The 20,968-nt window shown below is 75.9% G+C and carries 16 protein-coding genes; 4 read left to right on the forward strand and 12 right to left on the reverse strand.

The window, feature by feature from the left end; genetic code table 11:
* Positions 1-3: 3 nt before the first annotated feature.
* The 8 genes from ACYQBY_RS05550 to ACYQBY_RS05585 all read right to left on the reverse strand — a co-directional run bounded on the left by ACYQBY_RS05550 (position 4) and on the right by ACYQBY_RS05585 (position 11,305).
* A complete protein-coding gene (locus ACYQBY_RS05550) occupies positions 4-789 on the reverse strand; it encodes an amino acid ABC transporter ATP-binding protein (RefSeq protein WP_459642824.1) in 786 nt (261 codons plus the stop codon).
* Positions 786-1,763: an amino acid ABC transporter permease gene (locus ACYQBY_RS05555; RefSeq protein WP_459642825.1), complete on the reverse strand. Its 978-nt coding sequence runs from the start codon at positions 1,761-1,763 to the stop codon at positions 786-788. The genes ACYQBY_RS05550 and ACYQBY_RS05555 overlap by 4 nt, the downstream gene beginning before the upstream one ends.
* Positions 1,760-2,680, reverse strand: coding sequence for an ABC transporter substrate-binding protein (locus ACYQBY_RS05560; protein ID WP_459642826.1), 921 nt, complete (start codon positions 2,678-2,680; stop codon positions 1,760-1,762). Before ACYQBY_RS05560 ends, ACYQBY_RS05555 begins: the two co-directional genes overlap by 4 nt.
* A gap of 39 nt (positions 2,681-2,719) precedes the next feature.
* Positions 2,720-4,567, reverse strand: coding sequence for a DUF7800 domain-containing protein (locus tag ACYQBY_RS05565; RefSeq protein ID WP_459642827.1), 1,848 nt, complete (start codon positions 4,565-4,567; stop codon positions 2,720-2,722).
* 62 nt (positions 4,568-4,629) lie between these two features.
* A complete protein-coding gene (locus ACYQBY_RS05570) occupies positions 4,630-5,253 on the reverse strand; it encodes a GDSL-type esterase/lipase family protein (protein ID WP_459642828.1) in 624 nt (207 codons plus the stop codon).
* Between the two features lie 252 nt (positions 5,254-5,505).
* Positions 5,506-9,300: a multifunctional oxoglutarate decarboxylase/oxoglutarate dehydrogenase thiamine pyrophosphate-binding subunit/dihydrolipoyllysine-residue succinyltransferase subunit gene (locus ACYQBY_RS05575; protein WP_459642829.1), complete on the reverse strand. Its 3,795-nt coding sequence runs from the start codon at positions 9,298-9,300 to the stop codon at positions 5,506-5,508.
* A gap of 134 nt (positions 9,301-9,434) precedes the next feature.
* Positions 9,435-10,523 carry a sensor histidine kinase gene (locus ACYQBY_RS05580; protein ID WP_459642830.1) on the reverse strand — a complete coding sequence of 363 codons (1,089 nt, stop codon included), beginning with the start codon at positions 10,521-10,523 and terminating at the stop codon, positions 9,435-9,437.
* A complete protein-coding gene (locus ACYQBY_RS05585) occupies positions 10,520-11,305 on the reverse strand; it encodes a response regulator transcription factor (RefSeq protein ID WP_459642831.1) in 786 nt (261 codons plus the stop codon). The genes ACYQBY_RS05580 and ACYQBY_RS05585 overlap by 4 nt, the downstream gene beginning before the upstream one ends.
* Positions 11,306-11,461: 156 nt before the next feature.
* Here ACYQBY_RS05585 and ACYQBY_RS05590 point away from each other — a divergent pair, with 156 nt between their 5' ends.
* The 4 genes from ACYQBY_RS05590 to ACYQBY_RS05605 all read left to right on the forward strand — a co-directional run bounded on the left by ACYQBY_RS05590 (position 11,462) and on the right by ACYQBY_RS05605 (position 16,628).
* Positions 11,462-12,907: a GuaB1 family IMP dehydrogenase-related protein gene (locus tag ACYQBY_RS05590; RefSeq protein ID WP_459642832.1), complete on the forward strand. Its 1,446-nt coding sequence runs from the start codon at positions 11,462-11,464 to the stop codon at positions 12,905-12,907.
* Between the two features lie 187 nt (positions 12,908-13,094).
* The gene (locus ACYQBY_RS05595; RefSeq protein WP_459642833.1) at positions 13,095-14,519 is read left to right on the forward strand and encodes a hemolysin family protein; all 1,425 of its coding nucleotides are present in this window, start codon (positions 13,095-13,097) and stop codon (positions 14,517-14,519) included.
* Complete coding sequence (locus ACYQBY_RS05600) at positions 14,516-15,559, forward strand: hemolysin family protein (protein ID WP_459642834.1); 1,044 nt, start codon at positions 14,516-14,518, stop codon at positions 15,557-15,559. Before ACYQBY_RS05595 ends, ACYQBY_RS05600 begins: the two co-directional genes overlap by 4 nt.
* A gap of 142 nt (positions 15,560-15,701) precedes the next feature.
* The gene (locus tag ACYQBY_RS05605) at positions 15,702-16,628 is read left to right on the forward strand and encodes a hypothetical protein (RefSeq protein ID WP_459642835.1); all 927 of its coding nucleotides are present in this window, start codon (positions 15,702-15,704) and stop codon (positions 16,626-16,628) included.
* 3 nt (positions 16,629-16,631) lie between these two features.
* Here the strand turns inward: ACYQBY_RS05605 and ACYQBY_RS05610 are convergent, their stop codons facing one another.
* Genes ACYQBY_RS05610 through ACYQBY_RS05625 form a run of 4 tightly spaced genes read right to left on the reverse strand, consistent with a single transcriptional unit; the run spans position 16,632 to position 20,726 of the window.
* Complete coding sequence (locus ACYQBY_RS05610; RefSeq protein WP_459642836.1) at positions 16,632-17,552, reverse strand: NAD(+)/NADH kinase; 921 nt, start codon at positions 17,550-17,552, stop codon at positions 16,632-16,634.
* Positions 17,553-17,596: 44 nt separating this feature from the next.
* Positions 17,597-18,607, reverse strand: a complete 1,011-nt coding sequence (locus ACYQBY_RS05615; protein ID WP_459642837.1) for an ABC transporter ATP-binding protein — start codon at positions 18,605-18,607, stop codon at positions 17,597-17,599.
* Positions 18,604-19,650, reverse strand: coding sequence for a FecCD family ABC transporter permease (locus tag ACYQBY_RS05620; protein ID WP_459642838.1), 1,047 nt, complete (start codon positions 19,648-19,650; stop codon positions 18,604-18,606). Before ACYQBY_RS05620 ends, ACYQBY_RS05615 begins: the two co-directional genes overlap by 4 nt.
* Positions 19,647-20,726, reverse strand: coding sequence for a FecCD family ABC transporter permease (locus ACYQBY_RS05625; protein WP_459642839.1), 1,080 nt, complete (start codon positions 20,724-20,726; stop codon positions 19,647-19,649). The genes ACYQBY_RS05620 and ACYQBY_RS05625 overlap by 4 nt, the downstream gene beginning before the upstream one ends.
* Between the last annotated feature and the right edge of the window lie 242 nt (positions 20,727-20,968).

The following is a 20,968-nucleotide window of genomic DNA, read 5'->3' on the forward strand; positions in this document are numbered from 1 at the left end:
GGGTCAGCTGTGCTGCTCGGTGCGCATCCGGGCCAGGAACGTGCGCGTGCGCTCGTGCCGCGGGGCGCCGATGACCTCCGCCGGCGAGCCGGACTCCACGACCACGCCGGCGTCCATGAACACCACCTGGTCCGCGACGTCCCGGGCGAAGGCCACCTCGTGCGTCACCACGATCATCGTGGTGCCCTCCGCGGCCAGCTCCCGCATCACCGTCAGCACCTCCCCGACGAGCTCCGGGTCCAGCGCGGACGTCGGCTCGTCGAACAGCATCAGCTTCGGCCGCATCGCCAGCGCCCGCGCGATCGCCACCCGCTGCTGCTGCCCGCCGGAGAGCTGCGCGGGGTAGTGGTCGGCGCGGTCGGCCAGGCCCACCCGGTCCAGCAGCGCCAGGGCCTGCTCCCGCGCCCGCGCCGCCGGCTCCCGGCGGACCCGCACGGGACCCTCCAGCACGTTGCCCAGCGCCGTCATGTGCGGGAACAGGTTGAACCGCTGGAACACCATGCCGATGTCGCGGCGCTGCGCGGCGATCCGCCTGTCCGGCAGCCGGTGCAGCCGCCCCGCGCGCTCCTGGAGGCCGACCAGCTCGCCGTCCACCCAGATGCGGCCGCCGTCGTAGGTCTCCAGCTGGTTGATGCAGCGCAGGAACGTCGTCTTGCCCGAGCCGGAGGGACCCAGCAGGCAGACGACCTCCCCGCGGGCGACCTCCAGGTCGATGCCGTCCAGCACCACGACGGACCCGAAGGACTTGGTCACGTTCAGCGCCCGCACCAGGGGTTGTGCCCCGCTCACGCCGCACCCCCTCCACCCGCGCCGGGCACGACGGTGATCTTCCTGGCGGTGGTGCGGGCGCCGAACCCGCGGCCGAACCGCTTCTCCAGGAAGTACTGCCCGGCCATGAGCACGCTGCAGGCGGCGAGGTAGTAGAGCATCGCCGCCACGTACACGGGGATCAGCTGGTAGGTCGTGCTGCCGATGTTGCGCAGCTGGAAGAACAGCTCCACCGTCACGGGGATGCCGATGAGCAGGGAGGTGTCCTTCAGCATCGCGGTGAACTCGTTGCCCGTGGGCGGGACGATGACCCGCATCGCCTGCGGCAGCACCACCCGGCGCATCGCCTGCGAGCGCGTCATGCCCAGGGCCTCCGCCGCCTCCGCCTGCCCCTTGTCGACGCTGAGGATGCCGGCGCGCGCGATCTCGGCCATGTACGCGGCCTCCGACAGCCCCAGGCCGAGGATCCCGCCCGCCAGGCCACCCGCCAGCGCGTTGACCTGGTTCTGGCTGAGGGTGAGGACGCGCAGCTCCGGGGTGCCGAACCACTGGGTCAGCAGGAAGTCGAACGGCACGCCGAGGGACAGACCCGTCGAGAACACCGCGCCGATGCCGCCGACGAGGGTCAGCAGCACCAGTCGCGGGACGCTGCGGAAGAACCACGTGAACGCCCACGACACCGACGCCAGCACCGGGTTCGAGGACAGGCGCATCACCGCCAGCAGCGTCCCGAGGGTGATGCCGAGGGCCATCGCGCAGACCGTGACGAACAGCGTCCCGAGGAGGAAGCCGCGGATGACGGCGTTCTGGTTCATCGCCTCGAAGACGAACGGCCAGTTGAACACCGGGTTCGTCACCAGCAGGTGCAGGAACATCGCGACCAGCACCGCGATGACCGCCACCGCCACCCACCGCCACGGGTGGCGGACGGGTACGGCGTCGACCGGGCCGGGCCGGCCGCCCCCGGTGAGCCCGGGGGCGGCGCGGGAGCTCACGGGTTCACGGCGAAGTCGTCGATCGCCCCGCCCTCGTTGCCCCACTTGGCCAGGACCTGCTCGTACGTGCCGTCCTCGGCGATCGCCTGCAGCGCCTGCGCGATGGCCTCGGCGGTCTGCGTCTGCTCCTTCGGCACGACGACGCCGTACGGCGCGGAGTCGTAGATCTCCCCGACCGCCTCCAGCTGGCCCTGGGTCTGCTGCACGGCGTAGGCGACGATGGGGGAGTCCGCCACGGTGGCGTCGGCCCGGTTGGCGACCAGGGCCGCCGTGGCGTCCTGCTGGCTGGCGAAGGAGAGCACCTCGATGGCCGGCTTGCCCGCGGCCTGGCACTCCTGCTGCCGCTTCGGCAGGTCCTCGTCGGCCTGCACCGTGCCGGTCTGCACCGCGACCCGCTTGCCGCACGGGTCGGCCGGGTCCAGCCCGGAGGGGTTGCCCTTCTTCACGGCCCACTGGGAACCGGCGGTGAAGTAGCTGACCATGTTGACCTGCTGCTTGCGCTCGTCGTTGACCGTGAACGAGGAGACGGCCGCGTCGTAGCGGTTGCCGGTGACGCCGATGATGAGCGTGTCGAACGGCGCGTTGGTGTACTCCGTCTGCACGCCCAGCTTGGCGGCGACCGCGTCCATCACGTCGATGCCCATGCCGGCGGGCCGGCCGCCCTCGAGGAACTCGTTCGGCGGGTACTCCGCGTTCGTCCCCACCCGCAGCACCCCGGAGTCCCGCACGGACTGCGGCAGCATCGCCGTCAGGGCCTCGTCCGCGCTGGGCGTCGCCGCGGGCGCCGTGCTGGAGGAGCCGGAGGAGGTGCCGCCCCCGGGGGTGCCGCTCAGGGAGTCCGAGCCGCAGCCGGCGGCGGCCAGGGCCGTCGCGGCCAGCGTGCCGCACAGGAGCAGGAACGAGCGGCGCTGTCTCACGGGAACCTCCGGGGTCGGGGCGGGCGTGGACATTCTGGACTACGGGACCGCCCGGGCGTGCTCAGACTGCCCAGCGCCACGCGGCCGGGATCCCCCCGCCGGGCGCGGGGGCCGTGCGCGCCCCGCCGTCAGCGGCACGTCCGCGGTGCGCTGCAGCACCTGGTGGGAGCCGACCACCAGCGCGTGGTCCACCTCCACGGCCGCCTCCTCGCCCCGCAGGTCCAGCGTCATCACCCCGTTGGAGAACCACGGGCCGTGCGCCACGTCCCACGACACCGGCGGCTCCACCACGCCCGCAGCGCGGGCCAGCCGCGCCAGCAGCGCCCGCAGCGGCCGGGACTCGAAGGCCAGGTTCGCGGCCCGCAGCGCCCGCTCCAGCTCGTTGCGGAAGGGGGACATCACCAGCTGGTGCACGGCCGTGCGGGCCGGGTCCACCCCCGGCAGCGAGACCTCCGCCGTGTAGCTGCAGTGCACGTCGCCGGAGAGCACCAGCACGCTGCGCGGCGCCTCCGGGCGCGCCGGGTCGCAGGTCTGCGCGAGGAGGTCGACGAGCTCGGTGAAGGAGCCGCGGAACGCCGACCAGTGCTCCAGGTCCGCCGCCTGCCGCAGCTTCTCCCCGGCCCAGGCCCACCGGCGCCCCCACGCGCCCTCCGCGACGGCCTCGTCCCAGCCCTCCAGGTCGTGCAGGGCGTGCAGCAGGAACACCGGCAGCGTCGTGGCGAGCAGCACGTGCCGCGGCGCGCCGCCCCCGCCGTCGCCCGGGGCGTCCCCCGTGCCGCCCGCGGGGTCGGTGTCCAGGACCTGCTCGCGGATCCACGCCCACTCCGCCTCGTCGACCATCCGCCGCGCGTCCGGGTCCAGCACCCGCGAGCAGCGGGAGTCCACCGCGACGAGGCGCACGTCGCCCAGGTCGCGCCGGAAGCTCCACCGCGCCGAGGAGGGCTCGGCGTCCGCGTCCCAGGCGAAGTCGTCGATCACCCGGTCGCGCTCGTCGTCGTCCGCGATGGCGTGCAGGACGTTCCAGAGCGGCTCCTCCTCGATCGCCTCGGGGGAGAGGTTGCCCAGGTGCTGGTACACCCAGTAGCTGGCGAACGCGCCGACGACCCGGTCGCGCCACCACGCCTCACCGGTGACCTCCCGCCGCCACGTCAGGGAGGTGTTCCAGTCGTCCCGCAGGTCGTGGTCGTCCAGGAGCATGCAGGTCGGGACCGTGGACAGCAGCCAGCGCACCGCCGGCGTGCCCCAGGTCTCCCGGTAGAGCCAGGTGTACTCCTCGAACGTGCCGATCTCGTCGCGCACGGCGGGGTCCGCCTCGGGGTCGTCCCGGTGGACCCGGCGCAGGCGGGCCAGCAGGTCGGGGGAGGGCATGTCGGCGTAGACCTGGTCGCCGGTCAGCAGCAGCAGGTGCGGCCACTGCCCGGTGTCCGTGGCGGCCATCCGCAGCGCCAGCGCCGCCAGGGCGTCGGCGCCCATGCTGCGCAGCTCCGCCGGGGAGTCACCGCCCGCGCGCCGGCAGGAGCCGAAGGACAGCCGCAGGTGCGCCGTGTCGTCGGCGGCGCCGCGGGTGCGGATCGTGCTCGGGGGGAAGGGCCCGGCCCCGCCGGTGGGCCAGACCCGGTGACCGTCCAGGCCCACCGAGTACGGCAGCACCGCACCCCGGGGCAGGCCCCGCGCCACGACGAGCGCGTAGTGGTGCCCGTGCACGGAGAACGTGCGGGCGACGGCCCGCACCACCCGCCCACCGGGCGCGCCAGGGTCGGGGCCGACCAGGACCTCCACCTCGCACGGGCGGTCCGTCTCGACCCACACGCTCGCGCGGGAGTCGTCCACGTAGCGCAGCAGGGGACCGAGCAGCAGGACTGGTGCGTTCTCGGTCGCCGGGGCCATGGGCGGACCCTAACCCCGCGCGGGCACCGCCCGGGAGGGCGTGCGGGCCGCCGCTGGGCCGCTCAGGGCTGCGGGACGCCCAGCCAGTCGTACCAGCCGCTGTGCAGCACCAGCCACGCCAGGAGCCCGTAGCCGGACTGGCCCGGGTGGACACCGTCACCGGCCCCCAGGTCCGCGTACCAGTCCTCGTGGTCCGACAGCGGGCCGAAGGTGTCGACGTAGGCGACGCGCCGGCGCGCGCACACGTCCGCGAACGCGTCGGCCAGGTCCCCGATCCGCTCGTTGCGCGCCTCGTCCGTCACGGGCGCCGGGCCCACGACGAGGGCGGGCAGGCCCCGCGCCTCGCACTCGTCCAGCACGTTGGCCAGGTTGAGGCGGCTGCGCGCCAGGGTCGTGCCGGAGTCCAGGTCCGCGTGCCCGAGGCCCACGACGAGGCGGTGCTCGTCGCCCCCCGCGAAGCGCCGCGCGGTCTCCTCCCGCCAGCGCGCCGCCAGGTCCGACGTCGTCTCGCCCGGCACCCCGAGGGGGAAGAGGGTGACCTCCCGGTCCTCGCGGGGGGTGCGGGCCGCCACCCGGCCCACCCAGCCCAGGGAGCGCGGGTCGCCGACACCGGTGACGAACTCGTCGCCGACGACGCAGACGCGCACGTCGTAGCGGTCCTCTGGGAAGACGCGGTCCTCGCTCACGCCGGGGGCGCTCCTGTCTGGGCTCGTTCGCTGCTGGGCCGACCGCCGCCGGTGCGGTCGCTGCTGGTGCGCTCGCGGCCGGCACGGTCGCTCGCCCGGCCGCGCTGTCCGGCGCGGGCGCTGCGAGGATAGCCGCCCGCCCCACCGGTCCGTCGCGCACCGTGGCGGACCGTAGCCGCGGGGTGGCTCCCGTGCCCGGGCGCACCGGTGCCCCGCGACCACGGGCGGCCGCGGGGCACCGGGACGGGCGTCTCAGCGGGCGAAGGCCGACTCCACCAGCGCCGCCTGCTCCGCCTGGTGCTTCTTCGCCGAACCGGCCGCCGGCGAGGCCGACGCCGGGCGCGAGACCAGCCGCATCCGGTCGCTGAGGTCGTTCGGGGTGTTCATCGCCACGAACTGCCAGGCGCCCTGGTTGGCCGGTTCCTCCTGCACCCACACCAGCTGCGCGCCCGGGTACCCGTCCGCGACCTGCCGCAGCAGCTCCACCGGCAGCGGCGCGAGCTGCTCCACGCGCACGATGGCCGTGCTGCGGTCACCGCGGGCGGTGCGGGCGGCCAGCAGGTCGTAGTAGACCTTCCCGCTGCACAGCAGCACGCGGTCCACGGCACCGCGGTCCAGGGGCTCCACCTCGTCGATGACGGGCTGGAACCCGCCGGTGGTGAAGTCCTCCACCGCCGAGGCCGCCGCCTTCAGGCGCAGCATCGACTTCGGCGTGAAGACGACCAGCGGCCGGCGCGGGCGGGCGTACGCCTGCCGCCGCAGCAGGTGGAAGTAGCTCGCCGGGGTGGAGGGCATCGCCACGGTCATGTTGTCCTCCGCGCACAGCTGGAGGAAGCGCTCCGGGCGGCCGGAGGAGTGGTCCGGGCCCTGCCCCTCGTAGCCGTGCGGCAGCAGCAGCACCACCGAGGAGCGCTGGGCCCACTTCTGCTGACCCGCCGCGATGAACTCGTCGATGATGGTCTGCGCGCCGTTGAAGAAGTCGCCGAACTGCGCCTCCCACAGCACCAGCGCGTCCGGGCGCTCCACGGAGTACCCGTACTCGAAGCCCATCGCCGCGAACTCGCTCAGCAGCGAGTCGTAGATCCACAGCCGCGCCTGGCCCTCCGCCAGGTGCGTCAGGGGCGTCCACTCCTCACCGGTCACCCGGTCGATGAGCACCGCGTGGCGGGAGACGAACGTGCCGCGGCGGCTGTCCTGGCCGGCCAGGCGCACCGGGACCCCCTCGATGAGCAGGGAGCCGAACGCCAGCAGCTCGCCCCAGCCCCAGTCCACGCCGCCCTCGCGGGACATCTGCTCCCGCTTCTCCAGCAGCTGGCGCAGCTTCGGGTGGACCGTGAAGCCCTCCGGCGGGTTGTTCTGCACCCGGCCGATGTGCTCCAGCACCTGGGTGCCCACCGCCGTCTGGCGCGCGGCGGAGCCCACGAGGTCGTCGGCCTCCTGGGCGCTCGGGCGCTCCAGGCCGCCGCGGCTGTCCCCGTCGGCCTCCGCGGTGCCCGCCCCGGCCTCGCGCGTCTCCGCGAAGGCCCGCTCCAGCTGGGCGGAGTAGTCCCGCAGCGCCTCCTCGGCGTCCTCCACCGTGATGTCCCCGCGGCCGATCAGCGCCTCGGTGTACTGCTTGCGGACGCTGCGCTTCTTCTCGATCAGCGTGTACATCAGCGGCTGCGTCATCGAGGGGTCGTCGCCCTCGTTGTGCCCGCGGCGGCGGTAGCAGACGAGGTCCACGATGACGTCCTTGTCGAACGCCTGGCGGAACTCGAAGGCCAGCTGCGCCACCCGCACCACGGCCTCGGGGTCGTCGCCGTTCACGTGGAAGATCGGCGCCTGGATCATGCGGCCGACGTCGGTGGAGTACACGGAGGAGCGCGCCGAGGCCGGGCCCGTGGTGAAGCCGACCTGGTTGTTGATGACGATGTGCACCGTGCCGCCGGTGCGGTACCCGCGCAGCTGGGAGAGGTTCAGGGTCTCGGCGACCACGCCCTGCCCGGCGAACGCCGCGTCGCCGTGGAGCAGGACCGGCAGCACCGGGAAGGAGCGGCCGGCCAGGTCCAGGCGGTCCTGCTTGGCGCGGACCACGCCCTCCAGGACCGGGTTGACGGCCTCCAGGTGCGAGGGGTTCGCCGCCAGGTACACCTTCGTCGTCTCGCCCGTCTCGGCGGTGAACGTGCCCTCGGTGCCCAGGTGGTACTTCACGTCCCCCGAGCCCTGCACCGTGCGGGGGTCCTGCACGCCCTCGAACTCGCGGAAGATCTGCCCGTAGCTCTTGCCCGCGATGTTCGCCAGGACGTTGAGCCGGCCGCGGTGCGCCATGCCGATGCACACCTCGTCCAGGCCCTCGCGCGCGGCGTGCGAGAGCACCGCGTCCAGCAGCGGGATGACGCTCTCGCCGCCCTCCAGGCTGAAGCGCTTCTGCCCGACGTACTTGGTCTGCAGGAACGTCTCGAACGCCTCCGCCGCGTTGAGGCGGCGCAGGATGCGCAGCTGCTCCTCCGCGCCCGGCTTGTTCCACGGCCGCTCCACGCGGTCCTGGATCCAGCGGCGCTGCTCCGGGTCCTGGATGTGCATGTACTCGATGCCCGTGGTGCGGCAGTAGGAGTCGCGCAGCACGCCGAGGATCTCGCGCAGCTTCATGTGCGGGCGGCCGCCGAAGCCGCCGGTGGGGAACTCCCGGTCCAGGTCCCACAGCGTCAGGCCGTGGCTCTCGATCTCCAGGTCCGGGTGGACGCGCTGGCGGTACTCCAGCGGGTCGGTGTCGGCCATGAGGTGGCCGCGGACCCGGTAGGCGTGGATCAGCTCGACGACGCGGGCCGTCTTGTTGATCTGGTCGTCGTGGTGGATCGAGATGTCCCGGACCCAGCGGATCGGCTGGTACGGGATGCGCAGCGACTGGAAGACGCGGTCGTAGAAGCCGTCCTCGCCGAGCAGCTTGGCGTGCACGACGCGCAGGAAGTCGCCGGACTGGGCGCCCTGGATGATGCGGTGGTCGTACGTCGACGTCAGCGTGAGGATCTTGCTGATGGCCATCCGGGCGAGGGTCTCCTCGCTGGCGCCCTGGTACTCCGCCGGGTACTCCATCGCGCCCACGCCGACGATCGCGCCCTGGCCCTTGACCAGGCGCGGCACCGAGTGGTTGGTGCCGATCGTGCCGGGGTTGGTCAGGCTGATCGTCGTGCCCGCGAAGTCCTCGGTCGTCAGCTTGCCCGCCCGGGCGCGGCGCACCACGTCCTCGTAGGCGGCCCAGAACTCAGCGAAGTTCTTCGTCTCCGACTCCTTGACGGCGGGGACGAGGAGCTGGCGGGAGCCGTCCGGCTTCGGCAGGTCGATCGCGATGCCCAGGTTGACGTGCGCCGGGTGCAGCACCGCGGGCTTGCCGTCGTCCACGACGTAGGCGGCGTTCATCGCGGGCATCTCCCGGCACGCCTCGACGACGGCGAAGCCGATGAGGTGGGTGAAGGAGACCTTGCCGCCGCGGGCCCGGCGCAGGTGGTTGTTGATGACGATGCGGTTGTCGACCAGCAGCTTGGCGGGGACGGCGCGCACGCTCGTCGCCGTCGGCACCTCGAGGCTGGCCTCCATGTTCGTCACGACCCGCGCCGAGGGGCCGCGCAGCCTCTCCACCGTGTCCCCGGCGCCCAGGGGTGCGGGTGCCTTCACCGGTGCCGGGGCGGCCTTCGCCGGTGCCTTCGCCGGTGCTGCGGGGGCCTGCGCCGCCGGCGCCTGTGCCGGGGCCTGCGCTGCCGCAGGGGCCGGGGCGGAGGCTGCGGGGGCCGCGGTGCGGGCGCCGTCGCCCGAGCCGTTCGACGAGCCGCCGTTCGCCGGTGCGCCCCCGGGGGCCGCGGTGCCGCCGTTGCGGCCGCCGTCGGCGGCGGGTGCGGAGGCGCTCGACGTGGCACCGGGGTTCTCCGCGGGCTGGTAGTCCGCGAAGAAGTCCCACCAGGCGGGGTCCACGGACTGCTTGTCGGCGAGGTACTGCTCGTACAGCTCGTCGACCAGCCACTCGTTGGGGCCGAAGGTCGTCAGGGGGTCCTCGTGGGACGGGTGCTGAGGCACGACGATGTCGCCTTCTTCCGCGGGATGCCAGGACGCCCGGCCAGCCTAGACCCGACGTCCCCGCCGCAGCGGCCCGGCGTGGCAGCGCGTGCCACACCGCCCGCGCCGCCGGGGGACGGCAGGGCACCCCGCCCTCAGGCGACGGGCACGGCGCCCGCCTGCCGCGGCGCGTGCAGCGGCAGGTGCACGTCGATCCGGCAGCCCGCCCCCCGCGGCAGCGGCGCCACGGCGATGCTGCCGCCGTGCAGCTGCACCGCCCAGCGCGCGATCGCCAGGCCCAGGCCGGTGCCCCCGTCCGGGCGGGAGGTGCCCCGGTGGAAGCGCTCGAACACCCGCTCGCGGTCCTCGTCCGCGATGCCCGGGCCCTCGTCGGCCACCGAGATGCGCACCACGTCGCCCAGCGCGCGGCCCGACACCGTCACCGTGCCCCCCTCGGGGGAGTGCCGGGAGGCGTTGTCCAGCAGGTTCGCCACGACCTGGTGCAGCCGCTCCGCGTCGGCGCTGACCACGATGCCCGGCGGCTCGACGTCCACGACGAAGTCCACCCCCCGCCCCGCCAGCGACATCGCGTCCACCGCCTCCTGCAGGAAGGGCCGCAGCACCACGTCGTCGCGCACCAGCGCCGTCTTGCCCGCGTCCACCCGGGACAGGTCCAGCAGCTGCTCCACCAGCCGGCCCAGGCGCTCCGTCTGCGCCAGCGCCGTGCTCAGCACGTGCGGCTCCGGTTCCGTCACGCCGTCCACCACGTTCTCCAGGACCGCGCGCAGCGCCGAGACCGGCGTGCGCAGCTCGTGGCTGACGTTCGCGACGAGCTCGCGCCGCTCCCGGTCCACCGCCTCCAGGTCCTCCGCCATGCGGTTGAAGGCCACCGCCAGCTCGCCCACCTCGTCGGAGCTGGTCGAGCGGACCCGGCGGCTGTAGTCGCCCCGGGCCATCGCCCGCGCCGCCGCCGCCATCTCCCGCAGCGGCGACGTCATGCCCCGCGCCAGCAGCTGCGTCACCACCAGCGCCGCCACGATCGCCGCGGGCAGCGTGTAGCGCGGGCCGATGTGGTTGCGCAGGCCCACCCACACCAGCAGCGAGGAGACCGTGACCGTCACGGCGACGAGCACGCCCAGCTTCACCTTCAGGGAGCGCAGCGGGTCCAGCGGGCGGACCTCCGTCCACGGGTGGCGGCCCGGCGCGCGCCCGGCCGCGGGCAGCGGGGCCCGCTCCGCCCTCACGGGGCGCCGGCCGGCTCGAACGCGTAGCCGACGCCGTGCACGGTGCGCACCAGGTCCGCGCCCAGCTTGCGGCGCAGCGCCTTGACGTGGCTGTCGACGGTGCGGGTGCCGGAGGCGTCCACCCAGTCCCACACCTCCTCCAGCAGCCGCTCGCGCGTCAGGACCGTGCGCGGGGAGGACGTCAGGCACACCAGCAGGTCGAACTCCGTGGGCGTCAGGTGCACCTCCCGGCCCGCGCGGCGCACCCGCCGCTGGGCGCGGTCCACCTCCAGCTCCCCGTCGGAGACGGGGAAGCGCAGGGTGTCGTCCTGCTCCGGGGCCGCCCCCGCGAGCTGCCGCGCGCGCTCCACCCGGCGCACCAGGCCGTTGACGCGGGCGGACAGCTCCCGCATGGAGAACGGCTTGGTCATGTAGTCGTCGGCGCCCACGCCGAGCCCGATCAGCTTGTCCGTCTCGTCGTCGCGCGCGGTGAGCATGAGCACCGGGACCGGGCGCACGGCCTGCACGCGGCGGCACACCTCCAGGCCGTCGAAGCCGGGCAGCATCACGTCGAGGACGACGACGTCGGGGTCGAAGCGCTCGCACAGCGCCACCCCGGTGGGGCCGTCCCCGGCGACCTCCACGGAGTAGCCCTCCGCCCGCAGCCGCGTCGCGACGGCCTCGGCGATGGTCGGCTCGTCCTCCACCACGACCGCCCGGCGGGCCGCCTGCTGCCTCCCGGCGCCGCCGGCGCCTGCGGGGACGGGGGCGGGCTGCGGGCGGCGGGGGTCCGGCGTGCTCATGCACGCAGGTTAGGACGCCGCCCGGCCGGCCACGCCCGGCGCCGGGTCCGTGCGCGAGTCCTCCGCGAATCCTGCGCGAACCGCGGCCGCACCCGGCGCGCCGCCGGGCCGGGCCGTTCCGCGGCGCGCCGCCGCGGGCCCGCCTACGATCGCCGGGTGCGGTTCCTCCCCGGGCACCACCCCAGCGGTGACCTGACCTACAGCGACGTCTTCCTCGTGCCCTCCCGCTCGGCGGTGACCTCCCGCCTCGACGTGGACCTGGCCAGCGACGACGGCACCGGGACCACCGTCCCCGTCGTCGTGGCGAACATGACGGCCGTGACCGGCCGCCGGATGGCCGAGACGGTGGCGCGCCGCGGCGGCCTGGCCGTCCTGCCCCAGGACGTCCCGCTGGAGGTGGTCGCCGAGGTCGTCGGCTGGGTCAAGCAGCGCCACCCCGTCTTCGAGACCCCCGTGCGCCTGGCGCCCACCGACACCGTCCACGACGCGCTGCACCTGATGCCCAAGCGCTCCCACGGCGCGGCCGTCGTCGTCGCCGGGGAGGCCGTCGTGGGCGTCGTCACCCCCGCCGACTGCGCCGGCGTCGACCGCTTCACGCGCGTGGAGCAGGTCATGAGCGCCGCGCCCGTGGTCCTCGACGCCGACGAGGTCGAGCGCGACGGCCTGGAGTCCGCGTTCCTGCGGCTGCACGGCGCCCGGCGCCGCTACGCCCCCGTGGTCCGCGACGGCCGCCTCGCCGGGGTCCTCACCCGCACCGGGGCGCTGCGCTCGACGGTGTACCGGCCCGCCCTGGACGACACCGGGCGCCTGCGCGTGGCGGCGGCCGTGGGCATCAACGGCGACGTGCAGGGCAGGGCCGCGGCGCTGCTCGACTGCGGCATCGACGCCCTCGTCGTCGACACCGCCCACGGGCACCAGGAGAGGATGCTCGACGCCCTGGCCGCCGTGCGGGCGCTGTCGCCGTCCGTGCCGGTGGTCGCCGGCAACGTCGTCACCGCCGAGGGCGTGCGCGACCTCGTCGCCGCGGGCGCCGACATCTGCAAGGTCGGCGTCGGGCCCGGCGCGATGTGCACCACCCGGATGATGACCGGCGTCGGCCGCCCGCAGTTCTCCGCGGTCCTGGAGTGCGCCACCGCCGCCCGCGAGCTGGGCGCGGCGGTGTGGGCCGACGGCGGCGTGCGCCACCCGCGCGACGTGGCCCTCGCGCTGGCCGCCGGCGCCGCCCAGGTGATGGTCGGCTCCTGGTTCGCGGGGACCAACGAGAGCCCCGGCGACCTCATCGTCGGCACCGACGGGCGCGCCTACAAGGAGAGCTTCGGGATGGCCTCCGCCCGCGCCGTCGCCGCCCGCACCCGCGGCGACAGCCCCTTCCAGCGCGCCCGCAAGGGCCTGTTCGAGGAGGGCATCTCCTCCTCCCGCATGCACCTGGACCCCGAGCGGCCGGGGGTGGAGGACCTGCTGGACCAGATCACCGCGGGGGTGCGCTCGGCCTTCACGTACGTCGGCGCGCGCACCGTGGCGGAGTTCGCCGAGCGGGCCGTCGTGGGGGTGCAGTCCTCCGCCGGCTACGACGAGGGCAGGCCGCTCCCCGCGGGCTGGTGAGCCGCGGCGCCGCGCCACCCGCCCGCGCGCGGCGCCGGTGTCCCGTCGTGCTCCCGGCTCGGCGCCGCCGTACCATCGGCAGGGCCATGAGCTCATCTGCCACCTCCTCCGCCGGTTCACCTCCGGGGCCGCGCCGCGGCCACCCCCCGCATCGACCGGGTCCCTCCTCCCGCCGCGGAGCCGGCGCATGACGGAGTGGCTCCTCCTCCTCGCCGCGGTCCTGCTCACCGTCGGCACCGCCGTCTTCGTCGCGGCGGAGTTCTCCCTCGTCACCCTCGACCGGCCCGCCGTCGAGCGGGCGGCCGAGCGCGGTGAGCGCGGCGCCCACGCCGTCCTGCCGGCCCTGCGGACCCTCTCCACCCAGCTGTCCGGCGCCCAGGTCGGCATCACCCTGACCACGCTGCTCGTCGGCTACCTGGCCGAGCCGTCCCTCGCGGCGCTGCTGCGCGGCCCCCTCGCCGCCGTGGGCGTGCAGGGACCCAGCGCCGGCTCCGTCGCCGTCGTGCTCGCCGTGGTCGTCGCCACCGTGTTCTCCATGCTGGTGGGCGAGCTGATCCCCAAGAACCTCGCCCTCTCCCTGCCGCTGGCCACCGCCGGTGTCGTCTCCGGGCCGCAGCGCGCGTTCACCTGGGCGATGCGCCCGCTCATCACCGTCCTGAACGGCAGCGCCAACAGGTTCCTGCGCGCGGTGGGCGTGGAGCCGCAGGAGGAGCTCTCCAGCGCCCGCTCGGCCTCCGAGCTGGCCTCCCTGGTCCGCCGCTCCGCGGAGCAGGGCACCCTGGACCCCGGCACCGCCAACCTGCTGGCCCGCACCCTGCTGTTCGGGGACCAGACCGCCGCGGACGTCATGACCCCCCGGGTCCGCGTGCAGGCCGTGCGCCGCGAGGACACCGTCGCCGACGTCGTGGCCCTGGCCCGCTCCACCGGGCACTCCCGCTTCCCCGTCATCGGCGACGACCTCGACGACATCGTCGGCGTCGCGCACCTGAAGACGGCCGTCTCGGTGCCCCCGGAGCGCCGCGCCGACGTGCCCGCCGCCGCGATCATGGTGGAGGCCCGGCGGGTGCCGGACACCCTGCGCCTGGAGCCGCTGCTGCTGCAGCTGCGCGAGCGCGGCCTGCAGCTCGCCGTCGTCCTCGACGAGTACGGCGGCACCGCGGGCGTGGTGACCCTGGAGGACCTCGTCGAGGAGATCGTCGGCGAGGTCGCCGACGAGCACGACCGCGACCGCGGCGGCGTGCGCCAGCACCGCGACGGCACCTGGTCCGTGCCGGGGCTGATGCGCCCCGACGAGGTCCGCGACCGGCTCGACGTCCCCGTGCCGGACGACTCCGCCTACGAGACGCTCGGCGGGTTCGTCATGGCCCGCCTCGGCCGCATCCCCACCGCGGGCGACGAGGCGCGGGCCGGTGACTTCGTCCTGCAGGTGGTGCGGATGGAGGGCCGCCGGGTGGACCGGCTGCGCGTGCGCCGCGCACCCGCCACCGCCGCGGAGGCCACCGGGGACGGCGCCACCACCCAGCACGTCGACCTGCGGACCCGCCACGCCGCCGGCTCCCGGAGCGGGAGCCGGGAGCGGCTGGTCCTCGACCCCGAGGGGGTGCGCCGGTGAGCGAGCTGACCGGTCTCGGCATCGGCCTGGCCCTGCTGCTGGGCAACGCCTTCTTCGTCGGCGCGGAGTTCGCGGTGCTCTCCGCCCGGCGCAGCCAGATCGAGCCCCTGGCGGAGACCAGCGGCCGCGCGCGCAAGACGCTCGCGGCCATGGAGCAGGTCTCCCTCATGCTCGCCACCTGCCAGCTCGGCATCACGCTGTGCTCCCTCGGCCTCGGTGCCGTGGCCGAGCCCGCGCTGGCCCACCTGCTGGAGCCGGTCTTCGCGGCCGTCGGCGTCCCTGAGGCGCTGCTGCACCCGGTGGCCCTGGTACTGGCCCTGACGGTCGTGGTGTACCTGCACGTCGTGGTCGGCGAGATGATCCCCAAGAACCTCGCCATCGCCGGCCCCGAGCGCTCCGCGCTGCTGCTGGCGCCTCCGCTGCTGGCGCTGGGCCGCTTCCTCGGCCCGCTCATCCGCCTGCTCAACGGCATCACCAACGCCGCCCTGCGCGCGGTGGGGGTGGAGCCCAAGGACGAGGTGGCCTCCGCCTTCACCGCCGAGGAGGTCCAGTCCATCGTCGCGGAGAGCCGGCGCGAGGGGACCCTGGAGGACACCCAGGGCCTGCTGTCGGGGGCCCTGGAGTTCTCCGACCGGACCGTGGGGGACATCGCGGTGCCGCTGGGGCGGCTCGTGACCGTCCCCGCCGGGGCCACCCCCCAGGACGTGGAGGCGCTCGTCGCCCGCACCGGCTTCAGCCGCTTCCCCGTCCTGGCCACGGGCGGGGACCTGCTGGGCTACCTGCACGTGAAGGACATCCTCTACGCCGACGACGAGCGGTACACCCAGCCGGTGCCCGACAAGCGCGTCCGCGCCCTCGGCACCCTCGGCGTCGTGGAGGAGGTCGAGGACGCCCTGGCGAGCATGCGGCGCAACGGCTCGCACCTGGCCCGCGTCGTGGACGGCACCGGCCGCGTCACCGGTGTCGTCTTCCTCGAGGACGTCCTGGAGGAGCTCGTCGGCGAGGTCCGCGACGCCACCCAGCGCGCCGCCGCCCGCTGAGCCCCACCCGTCCGCCGAGCCCCGCCCCTCCGCCGGGCCCCCGTCCCACCGGGCGGGGGTGCACGACCTCCACAGGGGTTCCACACGAGGGCCCGCGCCCGTGCGCGGGCCCTCGTCGCGGGTTTGCGACGATGGGCAGGACATGAGTGAGCAGACACCCAGGCCCACCCTGACCATCAACTGGATGCAGATCCTCGGCGGCGCCCTCGCCGCCGTCACCGCCGCGGTGCTGCTGTCGACCCTGAAGTCCCTGGGGTCCGTCGGGACCCTGCTGGGCGCGGGGCTCGGCAGCCTCGCCGCCTCCACCGCCGGCGCCGTCTACACCTACTACCTGGACCGCAGCCGCCAGCGCCTCGCGGAGGCCGCCCGGCGCGCCCGCGGGCGCCGCGACCCCGCCGACCCCGCGGATCCTGCCGACCCTGCGGATCCCGCCGACCCCGCGGATCCCGCCGACCCGGCTGACCCCGCGGCTGACCCCGCGGCCGGGCAGCCGCCCGCCGATCCGCCCGCCGGCTCGACACCCGTGCCGGGACCGCCGGTGCCCGGCCCCCGCCGCCTGCGGCAGGTCGCCGGCCTCGCCGCCGCCGCCTTCGCCGTGGCCGTCGTCTCCATCGCCGGGTTCGAGTTCGCCACCGGCGAGTCCGTCGCGGCCCGCACCCAGGGCGTCGCCTCCGGCAGCGCCCCGGGCAGCGCCTCCGGCGGCGACGCGCCGCAGGCCGACCGCGGTGTCCTCGGCGTGCCGCTGGCGCAGGCCCCCGCGCCGGAGCCCGTCCCCACCGCGACGCCGGACGGGTCCCCGAGCGCTCCCGGCACGGACGAGCCCACCGGGGCCGCCACCCCGAGCGGGGAGACCAGCACGACGTCGGGCACGTCGTCGAGCACGTCTTCGGCCACGCGGGAGCCGGATCCGACCACCACCACCCCGGCCGGACCCGGCACCACCGACCCCGGCGCGGAGGGTGGAGCCGGCACCGCCCCGACGCAGCGCAGCACCCCACCCCCGGCCGACCGCCAGGACGCCCCGGCCCCCGGCGCCGGGCAGGCCGCCGGCGCGACGCCCGCCCCCTGACCCCTAGCGGGTGCCGCTCGTCGGGTCCCCCCGCAGCAGCTCCTGCGGCAGCAGTTCGCGCAGCTCCTCGGGCAGCAGCGGCAGGTCCAGCAGGGTCAGCCGCGCCCTGCTCCTCCTGCCCGGGGAGTCGCCGCCCATCCGGATCACCCAGCCGGCGTCGCGCTGGACCGACACGTCCACCGCCGCGCCCGGCTCCAGGCGGCCGCCGACCGTGCCGTCCACCTCCGCCACCAGCGGGGAGCTGCCCGTCAGCAGCTCCAGCCGCACCGTCTCGTCCGTCCCCAGCACCAGCGTCCGGGCGATGCCCGAGATCGGCGCGACCGGCGTGACGAGGAAGCTGTCGGCGGCGGGGGAGACGACCGGCCCGCCCGCCGCGTAGTTGTACGCCGTCGAGCCCGTCGGGGTGCTCAGCACCACCGCGTCGCACCGGTAGTACCCCAGGCGGTGCCCGTCCACCGCCAGCGCCGCCGCGGCCGAGCCCTGCCCGGGGGTGCGCGCCAGCGCGAGGTCGTTGAACGCCACCGCCTCCAGGTGCGGCGCCCGCACGCGCAGGCAGCTGTGCGGCTCGAGGCTGTAGTCGCCGGCGGCCACCCGCTCCAGCGCGACCGGCAGCTCCCGCGGCTCCAGCTCCACGAGGAAGCCCAGGTGCCCCAGGTTCACCCCGAGCACGGGGACCGAGGAGCCGATGAGCAGCCGCAGCGCCCCGAGCATCGTGCCGTCACCGCCCAGGCTCACCACCGCGTCGCAGGCCGTGGCCAGCTCCTGCGGTGGGACGCAGCGCACCTCGCGGGGCAGGCGGGGGGCGTCGGGCTCCAGGCCCACGACCTGCCCGCCGCGGCCCAGCACCCAGTCCACGACCGTGCGCACCTCGGCGCCCACGTCGCGCACCGGGTGCAGCACGAGGCCCACGCGCCCGCCGATCACCTGCGTCACCGTAACCCAGGGCGCACCGGCGGTCCTGCCGTGGCTCAGCGCCCTGCGCCGGCCCGGCCGCCCGCCGACGTGCCCACGGGCGCCCCGGGCGACGTGCCCGCCCCGGTGCCCGCCCCGGTGCCCGCCCCGGTTGCCGGGCCGGTGCCCGCCCCGGTGGTCGCCTCCGCACCCGCCGCACGTGCCCGCCGGCCCCCGCGCCGCGCCGCGGGCACCACCAGCGGGGTGCCCGTCTCGGGGTCCGGCACGACCACGCACGGCAGCCCGAACACCCGCTCCACCAGCGCCGCGTCCACCACCTCGCCCGGTGCGCCCTGCGCCTCGATCCGCCCGCCGCGCATCGCCACCAGGTGCGTGGCGTAGCGGCAGGCGTGGTTCAGGTCGTGCAGCACCGCCACGAGGGTGCGGCCCTGCTCCTCGTGGAGCTGGGCGCACAGGTCCAGCACCTCGATCTGGTGGGCGATGTCCAGGTACGTCGTCGGCTCGTCCAGCAGCAGGATCGGCGTCTCCTGGGCCAGCGCCATCGCCAGCCACACCCGCTGCCGCTGCCCCCCGGACAGCTCGTCCACGGCGCGCTCGGCCAGGGCGTCGACCCCCGTGGCGGCCATCGCCCCCGCCACGGCCCGCTCGTCCTCGGTGCTCCACTGCCGCAGCAGCCGCTGGTGGGGGAAGCGGCCGCGCGCCACGAGGTCGGCCACCGTGATGCCGTCCGGGGCGCTCGCCGTCTGCGGCAGCAGGCCCAGGCGGCGCGCCACCTCCTTGGAGGGGAGCCGGCCGATCAGCTCCCCGTCCAGGTGCACGCCCCCGGAGCGGGGCTTCAGCAGCCTCGCCAGGGCCCGCAGCAGCGTGGACTTCCCGCACGCGTTCGGCCCGACGATCACGGTGAAGGAGCCGTCGGGGATCTGCAGGTCCAGGCCCTCGACGACGGTGCGCTGCTCGTACGCCAGGGTCAGGTCCTGCGCGCGCAGCCGGGCGGGGGGAGCGTGCACGGCGTTCGTCCTCCGGGTGGGGTTCGGGTGGTCGGTGCGGGGCGCGCCGGGCGGTCTCATCCGCGCCCCCGGCGCCAGGAGTCCACGAGCAGCCAGGCCAGGTACAGCCCGCCCACGGCGGCGGTCATCACGCCCACCGGGAGCTGGGTGGGGGCCAGCACGCGCTGGGCCGCCACGTCCGCCGCGAGCAGCAGCGCCGCGCCCGTCAGCGCCGCCGCGGGCAGGCCCGCCCCGGTGGCGCGGGTCAGCCGGCGCGCCACCTGCGGGGCGGCGAGCGCCACGAACAGGATCGGCCCCGAGGCGACGGTCGCGCCCGCGGTGAGGGCCACCGCCACCACCACCGCGGCCAGGCGCACCCGCTCCACCCGCACCCCGAGCGCCGAGGCGAGGTCGTCGCCCATCTCCAGCAGGGTGAGCCGCCGCCCGAGCACCAGGGCGGCGGGCACCAGCACGAGCATCCCCACCGCCAGGGGCGCGACGTGCTCGAAGCCGCGGGCGCTGAGGGTGCCGGTCAGCCACAGCTGCGCGCCGTGGGCCTCCTCCACCTCCGCGCGGGTGAGCAGGTAGTGCGTCGTGGACTGCAGCAGGGCGGTCAGGCCGATGCCGACGAGCACGATGCGGTAGCCCTCGGCGCCGCCGCGGAAGGCCAGCGCGTACACCAGCAGGGCCGCGGCCAGGCCCCCGGCGAGCGCCCCGAGCGCCACGGCCGGGCCGGTGCGGTGCAGGACGAGCAGCACCACGACGGCCCCGAGGGCGGCGCCGTGCGTGAAGCCGATCACGTCGGGGCTGCCCAGCGGGTTGCGCGTGAGCTGCTGGAACATCCCCCCGGCGATGCCGAGCGCCGCACCGACCACCACGGCGACGACGACGCGCGGCAGCCGCAGCCCCCAGACGATGAACTCCGCCCCGGGGTCCCCGCGCCCGAGCAGCGTCGCGACCACGTCGCGCACGGGCAGGGGGTACTCCCCGGTGGTCAGGGCGACGGTGGCGGCCAGGAGCACCGCGAGGACGAGCAGCGCGCACACCACGGCGGTGCGCGGCGCGACCGCACGCCGGCGCGGGCGCGGGGGCGCGGCGGGCCGGGCCGCGGCGGGGGCGCTCACAGGTGCGCCAGCCGGCGGCGGCGGACCAGGGCGATGAACACCGGCGCCCCGACGGCGGCGGTCACGATGGCGACCGGCAGCTCGCCCGGCCGCACGAGCACGCGCCCGAGGACGTCGGCCAGCAGCAGCAGCACGGGCGCGCAGACCACGCAGTACGGCAGCACCCAGCGCTGGTCCGGGCCCGTCACCGCCCGCACCGCGTGCGGCACGGCCAGGCCGATGAACCACAGCGGCCCGGCCGCGGCGGTCGCGGCCCCGCACAGCAGGGTCACGGCCACGGCGGTCAGCACCCGGGTGCGGGCGGTGCTCGCGCCGAGCGCCCGGCTGGAGTCGGCGCCGAGGGCGAGGGCGTTGAGGCCGCGGCCCTGGGCCAGGGCCAGCACACCGCCGACGAGGAGGAAGGGCGCCAGCCCGGTGAGGGTGTCCCACCCGGCCCCGGCCAGGGAGCCGACCTGCCAGAAGCGGTAGCGGTCGAACGTCTCGCGGTCGAGCAGGACGAGGGCGCTGGTCCAGGCCAGCAGGACCGCGCTGACCGCCGTGCCCGCCAGCGCCAGGCGGACGGGGGTGGCGCCCCCGCGCCCGGCGGCACCCAGGGCGTAGACCACGACGGAGGCCGCGGCGGCCCCGGCCATCGCGGCCCAGACGAGCGTGCTGGTGCTGCCGGCGCCCACGATGCCGGCGACGGTCACCATCGCCGCGGCGGCGCCGTTGTTGACGCCGAGCAGGCCGGGGTCGGCCAGCGGGTTGCGGGTGAGGGCCTGCATGAGGGCCCCGGCCAGCCCGAGGGCCGCGCCCACGGCGAGGCCGGTGACCGTGCGCGGCAGCCGCAGCTCCCGCACCACGAGGGCGTCGGGGGAGGTGTCGGCGCCGGTGAGGGCGCCGGCGACCGTGCCGAGGGGGACGTCCCGGGCGCCCACGGCCAGGCTCAGGGCCACCGCGAGGGCGAGCAGGGCCAGGGCCACCAGCAGGCCGGTGGTGCGGCCGCCCGCGGAGCGCAGCCGGGAGGGGGCGGGGAGGCGCGGGGGTGGGGCGAGCGCGTCGCGCGCGGTGCGGGCGGAGCTCGACGTGGTCGGCACGAGGTGAGGTTAGCCTGTCCAACCATCTCGCGAGCCTGGAGCGGCGTGGTCCGGGGAGCCGGGCCGCGAGGAGCAGCCGATCGGGTGCACCCGCTCAAGCGGGCGCGCTGTGCTGCCGATGGGAGCATGGGGCAGACTGTCCCGGAGCGGGCGCGCCGTCGGCGCCGGGCCCGCGGTCGAGTGCGATGCGCCCCAGGGCGCCGGAAGTCCCAGCGGGTCCCTCTTCGTGAGCGGGGTCGATC

This window comes from Kineococcus anabasis, assembly GCF_054590795.1.